Annotated in this window: 15 protein-coding genes; 6 read left to right on the forward strand and 9 right to left on the reverse strand. The window is 61.7% G+C overall.

The window, feature by feature from the left end:
* Positions 1-49: 49 nt before the first annotated feature.
* The 4 genes from aldA (at position 50) to AYR47_RS21405 (ending at position 5,718) form a co-directional block, all read left to right on the forward strand.
* A complete protein-coding gene (gene aldA, locus AYR47_RS21390) occupies positions 50-1,474 on the forward strand; it encodes an aldehyde dehydrogenase (RefSeq protein WP_033901672.1) in 1,425 nt (474 codons plus the stop codon).
* A gap of 76 nt (positions 1,475-1,550) precedes the next feature.
* Positions 1,551-2,858 carry an MFS transporter gene (locus tag AYR47_RS21395; RefSeq protein WP_061449464.1) on the forward strand — a complete coding sequence of 436 codons (1,308 nt, stop codon included), beginning with the start codon at positions 1,551-1,553 and terminating at the stop codon, positions 2,856-2,858.
* A 1-nt stretch (position 2,859) separates the two neighbouring features.
* A complete protein-coding gene (locus tag AYR47_RS21400) occupies positions 2,860-4,077 on the forward strand; it encodes a mandelate racemase/muconate lactonizing enzyme family protein (RefSeq protein ID WP_061436746.1) in 1,218 nt (405 codons plus the stop codon).
* A gap of 27 nt (positions 4,078-4,104) precedes the next feature.
* Positions 4,105-5,718 (forward strand): GMC family oxidoreductase, encoded by a 1,614-nt coding sequence (locus AYR47_RS21405; RefSeq protein WP_033901667.1) that lies wholly within the window; start codon positions 4,105-4,107, stop codon positions 5,716-5,718.
* Between the two features lie 127 nt (positions 5,719-5,845).
* On the opposite strand, the gene AYR47_RS21410 is transcribed toward AYR47_RS21405, so the two are convergent.
* On the reverse strand, positions 5,846-6,949 hold the full coding sequence (locus AYR47_RS21410; RefSeq protein ID WP_061436748.1) for a DSD1 family PLP-dependent enzyme: 1,104 nt from the start codon (positions 6,947-6,949) through the stop codon (positions 5,846-5,848).
* A gap of 70 nt (positions 6,950-7,019) precedes the next feature.
* Here AYR47_RS21410 and AYR47_RS21415 point away from each other — a divergent pair, with 70 nt between their 5' ends.
* Positions 7,020-7,646, forward strand: coding sequence for a helix-turn-helix transcriptional regulator (locus tag AYR47_RS21415; protein ID WP_033901663.1), 627 nt, complete (start codon positions 7,020-7,022; stop codon positions 7,644-7,646).
* Here AYR47_RS21415 and AYR47_RS21420 read toward each other — a convergent pair.
* The gene (locus tag AYR47_RS21420; protein ID WP_033901660.1) at positions 7,634-8,014 is read right to left on the reverse strand and encodes a RidA family protein; all 381 of its coding nucleotides are present in this window, start codon (positions 8,012-8,014) and stop codon (positions 7,634-7,636) included. The two genes, AYR47_RS21415 and AYR47_RS21420, sit on opposite strands and share 13 nt — an antisense overlap.
* Positions 8,011-8,976, reverse strand: coding sequence for a threo-3-hydroxy-L-aspartate ammonia-lyase (locus AYR47_RS21425; protein ID WP_061436750.1), 966 nt, complete (start codon positions 8,974-8,976; stop codon positions 8,011-8,013). The genes AYR47_RS21420 and AYR47_RS21425 overlap by 4 nt, the downstream gene beginning before the upstream one ends.
* A gap of 115 nt (positions 8,977-9,091) precedes the next feature.
* Here AYR47_RS21425 and AYR47_RS21430 point away from each other — a divergent pair, with 115 nt between their 5' ends.
* Positions 9,092-9,706 carry an LpxA family transferase gene (locus tag AYR47_RS21430; protein WP_033901658.1) on the forward strand — a complete coding sequence of 205 codons (615 nt, stop codon included), beginning with the start codon at positions 9,092-9,094 and terminating at the stop codon, positions 9,704-9,706.
* Here AYR47_RS21430 and AYR47_RS21435 read toward each other — a convergent pair.
* The 6 genes from AYR47_RS21435 to AYR47_RS21455 all read right to left on the reverse strand — a co-directional run bounded on the left by AYR47_RS21435 (position 9,703) and on the right by AYR47_RS21455 (position 14,305).
* Positions 9,703-11,025, reverse strand: coding sequence for a carbohydrate porin (locus tag AYR47_RS21435; protein WP_033901656.1), 1,323 nt, complete (start codon positions 11,023-11,025; stop codon positions 9,703-9,705). The genes AYR47_RS21430 and AYR47_RS21435 overlap by 4 nt on opposite strands.
* Positions 11,026-11,211: 186 nt before the next feature.
* Positions 11,212-11,982 (reverse strand): SDR family NAD(P)-dependent oxidoreductase, encoded by a 771-nt coding sequence (locus AYR47_RS21440; RefSeq protein WP_033901654.1) that lies wholly within the window; start codon positions 11,980-11,982, stop codon positions 11,212-11,214.
* A 27-nt stretch (positions 11,983-12,009) separates the two neighbouring features.
* A complete protein-coding gene (gene rhaT / locus AYR47_RS21445) occupies positions 12,010-13,068 on the reverse strand; it encodes an L-rhamnose/proton symporter RhaT (protein WP_061436752.1) in 1,059 nt (352 codons plus the stop codon).
* Between the two features lie 40 nt (positions 13,069-13,108).
* On the reverse strand, positions 13,109-13,429 hold the full coding sequence (gene rhaM, locus AYR47_RS21450) for an L-rhamnose mutarotase (RefSeq protein WP_177049148.1): 321 nt from the start codon (positions 13,427-13,429) through the stop codon (positions 13,109-13,111).
* Positions 13,429-13,662, reverse strand: a complete 234-nt coding sequence (locus AYR47_RS33030; protein WP_335340604.1) for an amidohydrolase family protein — start codon at positions 13,660-13,662, stop codon at positions 13,429-13,431. Before AYR47_RS33030 ends, rhaM begins: the two co-directional genes overlap by 1 nt.
* Entirely contained in the window at positions 13,577-14,305 is a 729-nt protein-coding gene (locus AYR47_RS21455; protein ID WP_237142497.1) for an amidohydrolase family protein, read from the reverse strand. The genes AYR47_RS33030 and AYR47_RS21455 overlap by 86 nt, the downstream gene beginning before the upstream one ends.
* Positions 14,306-14,327 lie beyond the last annotated feature (22 nt).

Raw genomic sequence — 14,327 nt, forward strand, 5'->3', positions numbered from 1 at the left:
ATGACAAGACTGCATGTCACTCGGATAACAACAACGTTGGGCGAACCACATGCAACTCGAGCGCAATTTTTTCAACGGTCACTTTGTCGAACCTGCCAGTGACGCACTGATCGCCGTCTACAACCCGGCCACCGAAACCCTGGTCGGCCACGTCAGCGCTGCCACCGCCGAGGAGGCGATTGCCGCCGTCGACGCCGCCGCCATCGCCCAGAAAACCTGGGGCAAACTCACCAGTATCGAACGCGCCGAACACCTGCGTGCCTTTGCCGATGCCCTGGACAGCTGCGCTGAAGCCATCGGTACGGCGCTGGCCAGCGAGTCGGGCAAGAGCGTCAGTGACGCCAGCAACGAAGCGCGCTACGCCGCGCAGATCACCCGCTACCACGCCGAATGGGCACGCCGGATCGAAGGCGAGATCATCCCCAGCGATACCCCGGACGAAAACCTGTTCCTGCAACGCGAGCCGATTGGCGTCGTGGCTTGCCTGATCCCGTTCAACTACCCGGTCTACACCCTGTTGCGCAAGATCGCCCCGGCGCTGATCGCAGGCAATACGGTGGTGGTGCGGCCGAGCAACAACACGCCGCTGTCGGCGTTTGAAATCGCCAAAGCCGTGGTCAAGGCCGGAATTCCAGCCGGCGTCATCAATATCCTGACCATGGACCATGCCACTGCCGCCAGTGTCTGCACCCACAAGGCGGTCGGTTTGATTACCCTCACCGGCAGCGTGAATGCTGGGCGCATTGTGCTGGATTACTGCAAGGCCAACATCGCCAAGCCCTCGCTGGAGTTGGGCGGCAAGACCCCGGCGATCATCGAGGCCGATGCGGACCTGGAAAAAGCCGCCAGCGCCATTGTTGCCTCCAAGACCACCCACTGCGGCCAGCTGTGCACGGCGGTGGAGCGCGTGTATGTGCACGAAAGCATCTATGACGCGTTTTTGGCCCTGCTCAAAAGCAAGATCAGCGCCGTGAAGTTCGGCGACCGTGCAACCGACGCCAGCCTGATGGGCCCGTTGGTCAACGCCAGCTCGCAACAGAATATCCACGCCATGGTCGAGCGCGCCGTCGCCGCCGGTGCTGTACTGGAAGTGGGCGGCGTGCTGCCTGAAGGTCCAGGGCATTTCTACCCGCCGACCCTGCTCAGCGGCTGCCGCCAGGACATGGAAATCATCCAGGAGGAAATCTTCGGCCCGGTACTGCCGGTGCTCAAGTACCGCGACATCGATGAAGCACTGGCCATGGCCAACGACCACCAGTTCGGCCTGTCGTCGGTGCTTTACACCGAGAACTACCGCACGGCGATGAAAGTGGCGAATGCCATCGAAGCCGGCGAGTTGTACGTCAATCGCACACCGGCGGACCCGTACCAGGGTTTCCACGCCGGCTGGAAACGCTCAGGGCTGGGCGGCGATGACGGTAAGCACGGGATGCTTGAGTTCACCCAGACCCGCTTGGTGGTCATGAAGTACTGATCCACGCACACCCGCGACACCTTTAATAAAAACAATTATCGGGGCACCCGTGCATCGGGTGCCTGAGGTCCGAATGATGTCCAAGCCTGCACCCGTTGCCCAGGTTCCTGTTGCCGTGCCCGCGGCAAATGACACCGCCAGTCGCTATTTCCAATTGATGTTGCTGGTACTGGCCGCAGGGGCGATCTACCCGATCCTCTACCTGCGCCAGGTTTACCAGACCACCATGCTCGATGTGTTCCACATCAACCACAGCGAGCTGGGCTATCTGTATTCCATGCTCGGCACGATCTTCCTGCTCAGTTACTTGCCCAGCGGCTGGTTGGCCGACCGCTTGCCGCCACGCTTCCTGATCTTCTTCTCGCTGGTTGCCACCGGTGGGTTGGGCCTGTGGTATTCGACGGTGCCGTCGATGACCGGCCTGATGATCATTTTCGGTTGCTGGGGCCTGACCACCGGCCTGACGTTCTGGGCCTCGGTGCTCAAGCGCGTGAAGATGATCGCGCACCACACCGAGCAAGGCCGTTTCTTTGGCATCCTCGATGGCGGTCGCGGGCTGGTCGAGGCGCTGTTGGCCACCGTGGCCCTGGGCCTGTTCGCCTATGCCACCGAGAGCCGCAGCGAGACGGCGGCCGAGGGCTTCAAGCACGTGGTCTACCTGTATTCCTTTGTGTGCATCGCCATCGGCTGCGTGCTGGTGTTGCTCAAGGATCCCAAGTCCATGACCGAGACAGCGGCGGTGGAGAAGGGCAAGTTCAACCTCATCGCTGACTTGACCACGTTGGTGAAAATCCCCGAGCTGTGGCTGGTGACCGCCATCGTGTTCTGCGGTTACCACATGTTCTGGGCTACCTACAGTTTCTCCGACTACCTGCAAGGCAGCGGCATGACCGCTGTGATGGCCGGCACCATCACCACCATCAAGCTGTGGATGCGTCCCATCGGTGGCATCGGCGGCGGCTGGCTGGGGGACAAGTTCTCGAATATTTCGGTGCTGATCGTCGCACTGGCGCTGGTGACCCTGGCGATGGTCGGGCTGATCGTATTCCCGGCATTCAACAGCCTGGGCCTGCTGATCGGCACGGTGATTTTCATCGGTTTGATGACCTACGCGATCCGTGGCCTGTACTGGGCGATCCTCGACAGCTGCGACATTCCGCTGCGCATCACCGGCCTGGCCATCGGCATTGTCTCGGTGGTGGGTTACCTGCCGGACACCTTTATCCCGCTGATCAACGGCTACCTGACCGACACCTACCCAGGCAAGGCCGGTTACAACCTGTATTTCGGCTACATCGCCTTCATCGGCGTGCTCGGCACCCTTGCGGCCTTGACCCTGCGCGCCCGAATCAACCGTAAAAAATTCAACCAGACAGGTGCCTGAGATGAAAATCGTCGCCCTTGAAACCCATATCGTTGCTGTCCCGCCGCCGCACATCGGTGGCATGTACTGGCTGTTCGTCAAGCTCAAGACCGACTGCGGCATCGAAGGCGTCGGCGAGATCTACGCCGCCACCTTCGGCCCCAAGGCCATGCTGCCGATCATCGAGGATGTGTTCGAGCGCTACCTGCTCAACCACGACCCGCACCATATCGAGCGTTTCTTCCGCCAGGCCTATTCCAGCGGTTTTACCCAGCGCCCGGACCTGACCATGATGGGCGTGGTCAGCGGCCTGGAAATGGCCTGCTGGGACATCATCGGCAAGGCCGCCAACAAGCCGGTTTACGAGCTGCTCGGCGGCAAGGTCAACGAGCGTCTGCGTTCCTACACCTACCTGTACCCGGTCAACAGTCAGGGCGAGTACGACTATGACGACCCGGACCTGGCCGCCGAGTGCGCCATCGAGAACATGAACAAAGGCTTCACCGCCGTGAAATTCGACCCGGCCGGCCCGTACACCGCGTATTCGGGCCACCAGATCTCCCTTGAGGTGCTGGAGCGCTGCGAGACCTTCTGCCGCAAGATCCGCGAAGCGGTGGGCGACAAGTGCGACCTGCTGTTCGGCACCCACGGGCAGATGGTGCCGTCGTCGGCAATCCGCCTGGCCAAGCGCCTGGAGAAATACGACCCGCTGTGGTTCGAAGAGCCGGTGCCACCGGGCCAGGAAGACGCCATGGCCCAGGTCGCGGCCAAGACCAGTATCCCGATCGCCACCGGCGAGCGCCTGACCACCAAGTATGAGTTCTTCAAGCTGCTGCAGGCCGGCGGTGCGTCGATCCTGCAGATGAATGTGGCGCGCTGCGGTGGGCTGCTGGAGGCGAAGAAAATCGCGAGCATGGCCGAGGCTTACTACGCGCAAATCGCCCCGCATTTGTACAACGGGCCGATTGGCGCAGCGGCGAGCTTTCAGCTGGCCACGTGCACGCCGAACTTCCTGATCCAGGAAAGCATCATGACCTGGGGCGGTTTCCATGCCGAAGTGCTGACCAAGCCGCTGCAATGGGAGGACGGCTACATCATCCCGTCCACCGAACCGGGCCTGGGGGTTGAACTGAACATGGACGTGGTGCGCAAGCACACGCCGTACACCGGGGAACGCCTGCACCTGCAAATGGCGCCGACGCCGGCTGACGTGAAAGACACTTCGCCCGCCAAGGGCTAAAAAAAACGACTGATGCGGTAACCGTGAATGACATATGACTACATCATCGCCGGCGCTGGCGCCGCAGGCTGCATCCTGGCCAACCGGTTGTCCGCCTCGGGCGAACACTCCGTGTTGCTGCTGGAAGCCGGCGGCAAGGACAGCTCCTGGTGGTTCAAGATTCCGGTCGGTTTCGCCAAGATGTATTACAACCCGACCTTCAACTGGATGTACTACAGCCAGCCACAAAAGCAGTTGGCCGGGCGTGAAATTTACGCGCCGCGCGGCAAAGTGCAGGGTGGATCGGGCTCGATCAACGCCATGATCTACGTGCGCGGCCAGGCCCATGACTTCAACGACTGGGCCGCCAACGGCAACGACGGCTGGGGTTTTGCGGACGTACTGCCGTATTTCCGCAAGCTGGAAAACCACCCGCTGGGCGACACCGAGTACCACGGCGGCAGCGGCCCCATCAGCATCACGCCGATGAAGGGCCAGACCCATCCGATCTGCGACGTGTTCCTCAAGGGCTGCGAGCAATTGGGCTATGCCTACAGCGACGACTTCAACGGCCCGAACTTCGAAGGCGCCGGTTTGTATGACGTCAACACGCGCAATGGTGAACGTTGTTCCAGCAGCTTTGCGCACCTGCACCCGGCGCTCGGCCGTTCCAATCTGACGGTGGAGTTGCATGCGTTGGTGGATCGCGTGCTGTTCGACGATCAGCAACGCGCCACGGGCATTGCCGTCACCCAGCATGGCGTGACGCGCACCTTCACGGCGCGCAAGGAAGTGATCCTGTGTGCCGGCGCGGTGGACACGCCGAAGATCCTGCAATTGTCCGGTGTGGCCGACCAGCACCTGCTGGCTGAACACAACATCCCGTTGGTCAAGCACCTGCCGGCAGTGGGCGAAAACCTGCAGGACCATCTGTGCGCCAGCTACTACTACAAGGCCAACATCCCGACGCTGAACGACGAACTCAGCTCGCTGTTCGGCCAGCTCAAGCTGGGTTTGAAATACCTGCTGACCCGCAAGGGCGCGCTGGCGATGAGCGTCAACCAGGCCGGCGGCTTCTTTCGCGGCAACGACGAACAGAAGGACCCGAACCTGCAGCTGTACTTCAACCCGCTGTCGTACCAGATCCCGAAAAACAACAAGGCCAGCCTCAAGCCCGAGCCGTATTCCGGCTTCCTGCTGTGCTTCAACCCGTGCCGGCCGACCAGCCGGGGCACCATCCGCATCGCCTCGAAAAATCCACGGGACGCGGCGCTGATCGACCCCAACTACCTGAGCACCCAGAAGGACATCGACGAGGTGATCCAGGGCAGTCGGTTGATGCGCAAGATCATGCAGGCGCCAGCGCTCAAGGGCATCACCGTGGCCGAGGTGCTACCCGGCGCGGCGGTGCAGACCGACGAGCAGATGCTGCAATACTTCCGCGAGAACAGCGGCTCGATCTACCACCTGTGCGGCTCCTGCGCCATGGGCTCGGACCCGCAGGTGTCAGTGGTGGACAAGCGCTTGAAGGTGCATGGGCTGGAAGGGCTGCGCATTGTCGATGCGTCGATCTTCCCCAACGTGACGTCGGGCAATACCCATGCGGCGGTGTTGATGGTGGCGGAGAAGGGCGCTGACTTGATCCTGGAGGATGCGGGCTAAATCAGGAGAGTGCACAAAACCCGTGGCGAGGGGGCTTGTCCCCCGTTGGGCTGCGCAGCGGCCCCAAAAAAAGCAGGAGCGCTGCGCACTCCAACGGGGGACAAGCCCCCTCGCCACAAAGTGTTCCCTACCAGCCACGCAGGCGTGGCCAGTCTTGAATCCCGCCATCCTCCAACAGCGCGTTATAGCTGCCAAACTGCGCCCCCGTCGCACAGGCATGGTTGGGCAAAATTCGCAGACGCGTGCCCAACGGGAACTGCGCAGCCACATCTACAGTGCCACCCTGGAACTGCACCACCCCATGCTCCTGATTGGCGCTGCTCAACAGCAGCCCCTCAATCGGCTCACCGCGTTCATCGCAGACCTGGCCGTAACCAAAATCCTGTTTCTGCGATTGCGTGCCGCGATCCCGACTCATCGCCATCCAGCCCGAGTCCGTGATGACCCAGCCTTTTTCCGATTGATGCCCGATCACCGTGGTCAACACGCTCAAGGCCAGTTCGTCGAGGCGGCACACGCCAATGTTGTGCATCACCAAGTCGAAAAAGGCATAGACCCCAGCGCGCAGTTCGGTCACGCCGTCCAGGTTGAGGGCGGATAACGCGGTGGGTGTCGAGCCGACGCTGACCTGCGCGCAACGCATCCCAGCCGCACGAATGCGTTCGGCCGCTTCAACACACCGCGCACGCTCCTGCTCCGCGATGGCTTGCAGCGCGTCAGGCGTGTCCAGGCCGTAGCTTTCACCGGCATGGGTCAGCACGCCGGTGAGGCTGTCACCGAGCAGGCGGGCGATGTCCAGCAGCAGCGGGTCGTGTGGCTTGACCCCGGAGCGATGGCCGTCGCAGTCGATCTCGATCATCACCGCAAAGCGTTCGCCATGCTCGCGACCAAAATCAACGATGGCCTGGGCGCCGGCCAGGCTGTCGGTGATCAGCGTCAAGGCGCAACCCCGACGACGCAGCGCCAGGGCCTGGGGCAATTTGTGCGGGGCCATGGCCACGGCGTAGAGGATGTCGAGGATGCCCAGGTCGAAAAAATACTCGGCCTCTTTCAACGTCGAAACGGTGATGCCACGGGCACCCGCGGCGATTTGCGCAGCCACCACTTCGGCGCACTTGTGGGTTTTGACATGGGGACGTAACTGCACGCCCAAGGTATTGGCGCGCTCTTGCATGCGCTGGATATTGCGCTGCATTTTTACGCTATCGATCAGTGCGGCGGGCGTGTCCACGGGTGCGGCTCCACATTGAGGGACAGTGCGCAAATTGACGCCCTGTCCAGGACTGGATATGTTGTCTTGCATGAAAAACACCTCTCCCAACGATACTCACCTGATCAGCCAGCTCGAACAGATTGCCGAAGGCTTGAGCAAGACCTTCAGCCCGTTCTGCGAAGTGGTGCTGCACGACTTGCGCGACCCGCAGCACTCGATCCTGGCCATCCATAACAACCTGTCCGGTCGCGCACCGGGAGACCCGACCACCGAGTTGGGCCTGGCGCGGATTGCCGACCCGGACTACCCGCAAGTCATCGCCAATTACCAGAACCAGTTCAGCGACGGTCGCCAGGTCAAGAGCACCTCGATTGGCATCAAGGGCGTGGGTGGCGAGTACGTCGCGGCCTTGTGCATGAACGTCGATCTCTCATTGTTCCGTGGCCTGCAAGGCATGCTGGAGCAGTTCGGCTCGGTCAGCGGCGACAAGCTCATCGAGTCCCTGGACCCTTCCGGTGCCGACGTCATCCGTGCGCGTATCGACCAGTTCGCCGCCCGCCTGGCCACCACCCCGCGTGCGTTGAAGACGGCGGACCGGCGTGTGCTGATGCAGGAACTCAAAGACTCGGGCTGTCTGGATATTCGCCGGGCCATGGAAACCGTGGCTTCCCACTTGGGCGTGTCGCGCGCGGCGGTCTACACCTACGCCAAGTAGCGCGCCACGGCTTCAATCTCCACCAGATACCCGTGATGCAACTCGGGTACCGGTACCACCGCGCGGGCAGGGCGGTGGTCGCCCAGCGCGGCGGCGTACACGCTATCGAATGCAGGCCAGTGTTCGACGCCGGCCACATAGACCGTGACCTTCACCAAATCCTCTGGCGTAGCGTCGGCGGCTTTCAAAATCTCCAGCAGATTGTTCAGGGTTATCCGGGCCTGTTCGGCAAATGCCGCCGACAGGTTGTGCTGTCCATCCGGACTGACCGGCAATTGCCCTGAGATGTACAACGTGTCGCCGTGGCGGATGGCCTGCGAGTAATGGCCGGCGGGCTTGGCGGCGTTGGGCGTCTGGATGATCTTCATGAGGCCTCGCTGAGCAGCGCGGCATACTTCTGGATGTCGACGTTGCCACCCGTGACGATAATCCCCACGCGTTGGCCCTTGAACCGGTCACCTTCGTTGAGCAATGCCGCCAACCCCAGGCAGCCGGTAGGCTCCACCACCAGTTTCATGCGCTGCATGAAGAACTTCATCGCCCCCACCAACTCGGCATCCGACACGGTGAGGATGTCGTTCACCTGGTCGCGGATGATCGGGAAGGTGTAGTCGCCCAAGTGTTGAGTCTGCGCACCATCGGCAATGGTAGCCGGTGTGTCGATATGCACGATGCTGCCGCTGCGAAACGAGCGTTGGCCGTCATTGCCGGCTTCGGGCTCGACGCCATACAGCAGGCAGTCGGGCGCCAGGGCGCGGGTACTCAGTGCGGTGCCCGAAAGCATTCCGCCGCCACCGAGGCCGACGAACAACGCATCCAGCCGGCCGGTGGTCTCCAGCAGTTCCTTGGCGGCGGTGCCTTGCTCGGCAAGGATGTGCGGATGGTCATAGGGCGGGATCAGGGTCAGGCCGTGTTCGGTGGCCAGGTTACGGCCGATCTGTTCACGGTCTTCGGTGAAACGGTCATACAGCACCACGCGTGCGCCATAGTCGCGGGTGGCCGCGACCTTGGCGGCCGGCGCATCGGTGGGCATTACGATGGTCGCCGGTATGCCCAACAACTGCGCTGCCAGGGCAATGCCTTGGGCGTGGTTGCCGGAGGAAAACGCCACCACACCGGCCTTGCGCTGCTGATCATCGAAGCGCGACAACGCGTTAAAAGCACCGCGAAACTTGAACGAGCCAGCCCTTTGCAGGTTTTCACACTTGATGAACACCTGGGCACCGGTCAGCGCATCGAGGGTGCGTGAGGTGAATACCGGCGTGTGGTGGGCGAAGCCTTCCAAACGTTGGGCGGCGGCGATGACGTCTTGGTAAGTCGGCAAATGCATGGGGAACGGACCTCAGTGGCTTGTCTAGATAAAATATCCACAACAAGACAAATAGTAAAGGTTCGTGTGTGCATGTTAGCGTTTCGGGCTTCTCTGACCGTTAGAGGATTAAACGTTGATCCGACTTACCGATTACATCGCCCCGATCTCTCAATCCTGCCTTGCGCCGTGGGCCGACCTGGCGCCTTGGGCACTGGTCACACAGGCGCCGGCCATCGTTCGCCAATTGTTGGCCGAACTGCCAGCCGACGAGTACGTCATCCAGGATGAAATCGCCATTCACCGTACCGCTACGGTCGAGGCGGGTGCCTTGCTCAAGCCGCCACTGATCATCGGTGCCCACTGTTTTATCGCCAGCGGCTCACTGCTGCGTGGCGGTTGCTGGTTGGATGAACACTGCATCATCGGTCCCGGCGCCGAGTTGAAGACGTCCTTCGTGTTCAGCGGCAGCAAGCTGGCGCACTTCAACTTTGTCGGTGATTCGGTGCTGGGGCAGGGGGTCAACCTGGAAGCGGGGAGCATCGTCGCCAACTACCGCAATGAGCGCGATGACAAAGAAGTGTTGGTACGAGTGGACGGGGCACTGCAACGCACCGGTTGCGACAAGTTTGGTGCGCTGCTCGGTGACCAGTGCCGGATCGGCGCCAATGCGGTATTGGCGCCAGGTGCGCTACTCAAGCCTGCCAGCGTGGTGGGGCGCGGGCAGGTGTTTGATGCAGAGAAAGACTAGAAGTCGGCAATAAACTGCACGCCGCCGACCACCGCACCGGTGGTTTGCGTCAGCCCGCCGGGATACTTCACGTACTGCAGGTTGGGCCGCACCATCAGCCACTTAGTCGCCTGCACGCCGTAGTTGATCTCGTAGCTGTATTCGCGGCGTTGCTCGGGCACGTACAGCGGGTCATCAGTGGCGGTTACGCCATTGGCGGCGTTGAGCATCTGCGTGTTACGGGTGTAGCGGTCGCTGACCTGCAGTTTCGACGCGCCAATACCAAAAGTGTCGTCTGGGCGTGAATCGAACGGGCCTCGGTAGATCAGGCCGACCTGAATCAGGTTTTTAATCACGCTCTTGTCCGGGTCATTCATCGTCAGGTTGGCGAATACGTTGAGCCCGCGCTTGTTGTTGCCGTCGACCGTGGTCAACTGCTGCTGGCCCGACAGCCACCAGCCGTCGTTGCTGGAATACATCCGATAGGGCTTTTGCGAGCTGGCGGCAAAGTTGCCGTCGGCGTCCTTGAGCATGTCCTTGGTGTCCGCGTTGGCATAGTAGTAACCCAGGTGGTATTCGGAGTTCAGCCCAGCTACCCGGCCCTTCCAGATGGCTTCGATGGGAAAACTGGTGCCTTGGGAGCCGCTGATGAAGGGTTTGAAGCCATTGCTGGCTTCGGCGTTGCCGGGGTTCTTGTCGTAGGCTCCGACCTGTACCGCAAACTCGTCGGAGAACTGGTACTTGGCGCGCACTGCCCACTGACTGATGGGGAAGCTGTTCCACACGCCATTCCAGTTGCCTTCCTGGGAACCGCACAGGGTCACGTTCTGGAATTCGCAGGGGAACTGATCGAAGTCTTCGCCATGGCCGAAGCGCCCCAGTTTCAAGGCGAATTTGCGCTCGAAGAATTTCTGCTCGTACCAGAACTGCGAGAGCCGCCAGGCATTGCCACCGCCGAACACTTCCATGGTGGAGGTCAGTCCAGTGGCGTTGGGCTGGTGCACGCGGTCGTTGGTGATGTCCTTGCCATGACGCTCGCCGATGCCGATGCGCAAGGTAGCGTCTTGCCAACCGAGCAGTTTTTGCAGGTCCATGTTCACACCGAGAATCAACTGGTCGCTCCAGCGTGCCGTGGTATGCGAGTTGTAGCCACCGCCGAGGTTGGAACCGACCTCGCCGACGTACTTGAGGGTGAAGTCATAGCCTTGCTCGGCCAGTTGCGGGCGCAGGCCGTTCCAGTCGCCGAGCATGGCGGGGGAGTTTGGGTCCAGTAAACCCGCGCTGAGGGCGCAGGTGGACATGGCGCTGCAGAGCAGGGCCAGGGGTAGGGTGATGCGCATGGAAAAGCTCCTTGGATTGTTGTTTTTATTGGGGTGGAACTCGAACTTCAGGCACACAGAGGCCCCTGTGGGAGCGGGCTTGCTCGCGAAAGCGGTGGTTCAGGCGTGAATCCTGTGACTGACACACTGCATTCGCGAGCAAGCCCGCTCCCACAGTGGAACTGTGGTGGTTGGAAGAGCGGGGTGTTACTGGAGGTTTACGTACAACCCGCCATCCACCAGCAACGACGCGCCGGTTACGTAGCGCGCCATGTCCGAGGCCAGGAATACGATGGGCCCGGCCACATCATCCGGCTCACCCAGGCGACCCAACGGCGTGCGTGAGGTCATGTAGGCGAGTTTTTCCTCATCGGCCAGGTCGTCCTTGTTGATGTCGGTGGCGATGGTGCCCGGCAGTACCGAGTTGCAGCGAATGCCGTACGGCCCCAGGGCAATTGCGCAGGATTGCATCAACGAATGCAGGCCGGCCTTGGTGGGTGTGTAATGGGTCTGCATGCCGCCGCCGACCAGGGCGCTGATGGAGCTGACGGCGATAATCGCGCCGCCGCGACCCTGGTTTTTCATCTGGTTGGCCGCTGCCTGTACGGCGAAGTAGGCGCCATTGAGGTTGGTGTTGACGGTTTTCAGGTAGACCTCGCGGGGCATGTCGAGGAACGAGTGGAACGGGCAGATGCCGGCGTTGTTGACGAACACATCGACGCTGCCGAAGGCTTTTACTGCGCCGGCCACCAGTTTGTCGCCGGTGTCCGGGTCGGCCGCGTCGCCGCCCACTTCAATGGCTATACCGCCGAACGCCTTTATCTCTTCGATCAACGAGTGCGCTGCCTCGGTGCCTTGGCCGCTGCCGCTATGGCCGATCACCACGCGGGCACCCTGGCGCGCACATTCACGGGCGGCGGCGCGGCCGATGCCACGGGAGGCGCCGGTGATGATCACGGTTTTGTCTGCAAGCAACATAAAACTCTCCTTCAAAAATAAGCGGCATCAGCCGAGATAATTGCCGTAGCCGACCATGGCGATCGCACCGAGGATCACCGCGATACCCGCCACCAGCACGCCTTTGTTGGCCGCACTGGTGCCGTGCCATTCGCGGAAATACAGGCCCCAGCAGTTGGACACGATGATGATGAACGACATGTGCAGTACCCAGGAGCTGGCGTCGTTCTGCAGGCGGCTTTCGCCCATGCCGTAGAAGAAAAACTGCAGGAACCACAGGGTGCCGGCAATCGCCACCAACAGATAGTTGCCCAGCAGCGGGGTGCTGCGGTCGGTGTAGTTATGGAAGGTGCGGTTGCGCCAATTCAGCCACAGGCACCAAATACCGTTGGTGGTGAGGCCGCCCCACATGATCACCATGAAGGTCACGTTGTTCTGGAACAGGCTGTTGGCACCGTGCTCTACAGCAGCGGCGGCCAGCGGTCGTCCGGCGGAAATGCCGTAGCTGAAACACGCACTCAGTACGCCGGAAATCACCGCCACCAGCATGCCCTTGCCCAGGGAGAATTCGCTGACACTGGCGAACTTCACCGCCTGGGACACTTCCCTTTCCTTGATCAGCCCGGCCTTGCCGCACACTGCAATACCGACCAGCGATACGGCCACGCCCCACAAAACCCAGTGCCCGCCTTGCGAGGCCAGCATCGCGGTCAGCGTACCTTCGGTTTCTGTAGTGAAGAGGTCGCGGTACAGCGCCGGCATCAATGCGCCGAGGGCCGAGGTGAGGCCCATGATCAGCGACATGCCCAGGGACAAGCCGAGGTAGCGCATGGTCAGGCCAAATGTCAGCCCGCCGATGCCCCACAACACGCCGAACAGGTAGGTCCAGAGCAGGGTGCTGGTGTCTGCGTTGCGCAGGATTTCCACCCAACCGGGCACCGTCAGTTGCGCCGCGATCAGCGGCACGATCAGCCAGGACACCAGGCCGCCGGTGATCCAGTAACTTTCCCAGGCCCAGCCGCGGACCTTCTTGTAGGGGATGTAGAAACTGCCGGAAGCGAAGCCGCCGATAAAGTGCAGAATCACACCAAGGAGAATGATTTCCACGTAGTCGAATCCTTTTTATTGTTGTTGTGCGTCGGTTGGATCAGGGGCGCGTCAGTTGGAACATGGGCAGCAGGTCAACACTGATCGGCGAGGCGTCTGCGTGGCTGGGCATGATGTCCTGCATGTAGGCCCACCAGCGCTGCATCAGTGCTGTACCGGGCAGCTCGTCCAGGCCGTGGACGTCTTCGTGGGTCAGCACGGCGAACAGCGCATTGCCCGGTTCATCGAAGAAAATCCGGTAATCCACCACACCCGCATCGAGCAGCGCCTGGGCCAGTTCGGGCCAGATGTCGTCGTGGCGCTTGCGGTATTCATCGGCCTGGCCGGGGTTGAGGTTCATGCGAAAGGCACGGGTCTGCATCACGGCGCTCCATGGTTGGGTGTGTAGATACGCACCGCGTTGTGCAGGAAGAATTTGGCTTGTACCGCCTCGGGTTTACCGGCCACGCAGCGCTTGACCAGGCCCAAGGTGGCGGCGAAATCCGCCAGGTGATAGCTGTTGGGCCAGTCACTGCCGAAGAAGCAGCGGTCTTCGCCGAAGGCTTCCCACAACACCGCCAAGCGATCGTTGTAGAACGCCGTGTCGGTGATCAAGCCTTGAGGGCCGAGCTGGGGAATCTCCGCCAGTTTGGCGAACACATTCGGGCGTTCGGGCCAGGCGCAGGAGGTCGGCGTGATAGGCCGCCTCTTCGCCTGATGGCACCTGGGCGTTGGGCAGGTGGTCGATGATGATGCGCAGCTCGGGCAGCCTATCGCTCAACTGCAACAGACCTTTGACAAGACGCGGATTCGGATTGGCGCTGTCCAGGCCACGGCCGCTGGCGGCGAGTTGGCGCAGGCCGTCGATAAAGCCAGGGCGCGCCTGGTCTTGCAGCAGGTCGCGATCCCACAGGTTGCCGTAGCGCAGGCCGAGAAACAGCGGCTCATTGGTCAACGCGTCGAGGTCGTTGGCGAAGTCGGCGTGCAGCGGGTCGAGGTTGCCGACAAAGCCGAGCATGCGCGGTTCGCTGCGCAGGGTGTCGAGCAGCCAGCGGTTATCGTCGCGCCACGGGCTGGCTTCCACGGCAATCGCGCCGACCACATTGTGCGGCGCGGCCAGGGCCCAGTAATCCGCCGGCAGGTGCGCGGCGTACAGCCGGTTACCGGGTTCAGGCCATGGAATGCCCTCGGGGCGACGAGGGTCGAACAGGTGCAAATGGCTGTCGATGATCGGGCCGCTGTAGGCAGTCAGGGGCATGACGCAGTCCTTATCAAAAGCA

The organism is Pseudomonas azotoformans (assembly GCF_001579805.1).
Classification (GTDB): Bacteria; Pseudomonadota; Gammaproteobacteria; order Pseudomonadales; family Pseudomonadaceae; genus Aquipseudomonas; species Aquipseudomonas azotoformans_A.

Excerpts from the sequence above, each read along its gene's own strand:
- aldA (WP_033901672.1), top strand. The coding sequence starts at position 50 with ATGCAACTCGAGCGCAATTTTTTCAACGGTCACTTTGTCGAACCTGCC.
- AYR47_RS21395 (WP_061449464.1), top strand. The coding sequence starts at position 1,551 with ATGTCCAAGCCTGCACCCGTTGCCCAGGTTCCTGTTGCCGTGCCCGCG.
- AYR47_RS21400 (WP_061436746.1), top strand. The coding sequence starts at position 2,860 with ATGAAAATCGTCGCCCTTGAAACCCATATCGTTGCTGTCCCGCCGCCG.
- AYR47_RS21405 (WP_033901667.1), top strand. The coding sequence starts at position 4,105 with ATGACATATGACTACATCATCGCCGGCGCTGGCGCCGCAGGCTGCATC.
- AYR47_RS21415 (WP_033901663.1), top strand. The coding sequence starts at position 7,020 with ATGAAAAACACCTCTCCCAACGATACTCACCTGATCAGCCAGCTCGAA.
- AYR47_RS21420 (WP_033901660.1), bottom strand. The coding sequence starts at position 8,014 with ATGAAGATCATCCAGACGCCCAACGCCGCCAAGCCCGCCGGCCATTAC.
- AYR47_RS21425 (WP_061436750.1), bottom strand. The coding sequence starts at position 8,976 with ATGCATTTGCCGACTTACCAAGACGTCATCGCCGCCGCCCAACGTTTG.
- AYR47_RS21435 (WP_033901656.1), bottom strand. The coding sequence starts at position 11,025 with ATGCGCATCACCCTACCCCTGGCCCTGCTCTGCAGCGCCATGTCCACC.
- AYR47_RS21440 (WP_033901654.1), bottom strand. The coding sequence starts at position 11,982 with ATGTTGCTTGCAGACAAAACCGTGATCATCACCGGCGCCTCCCGTGGC.
- rhaM (WP_177049148.1), bottom strand. The coding sequence starts at position 13,429 with ATGCAGACCCGTGCCTTTCGCATGAACCTCAACCCCGGCCAGGCCGAT.
- AYR47_RS21455 (WP_237142497.1), bottom strand. The coding sequence starts at position 14,305 with ATGCCCCTGACTGCCTACAGCGGCCCGATCATCGACAGCCATTTGCAC.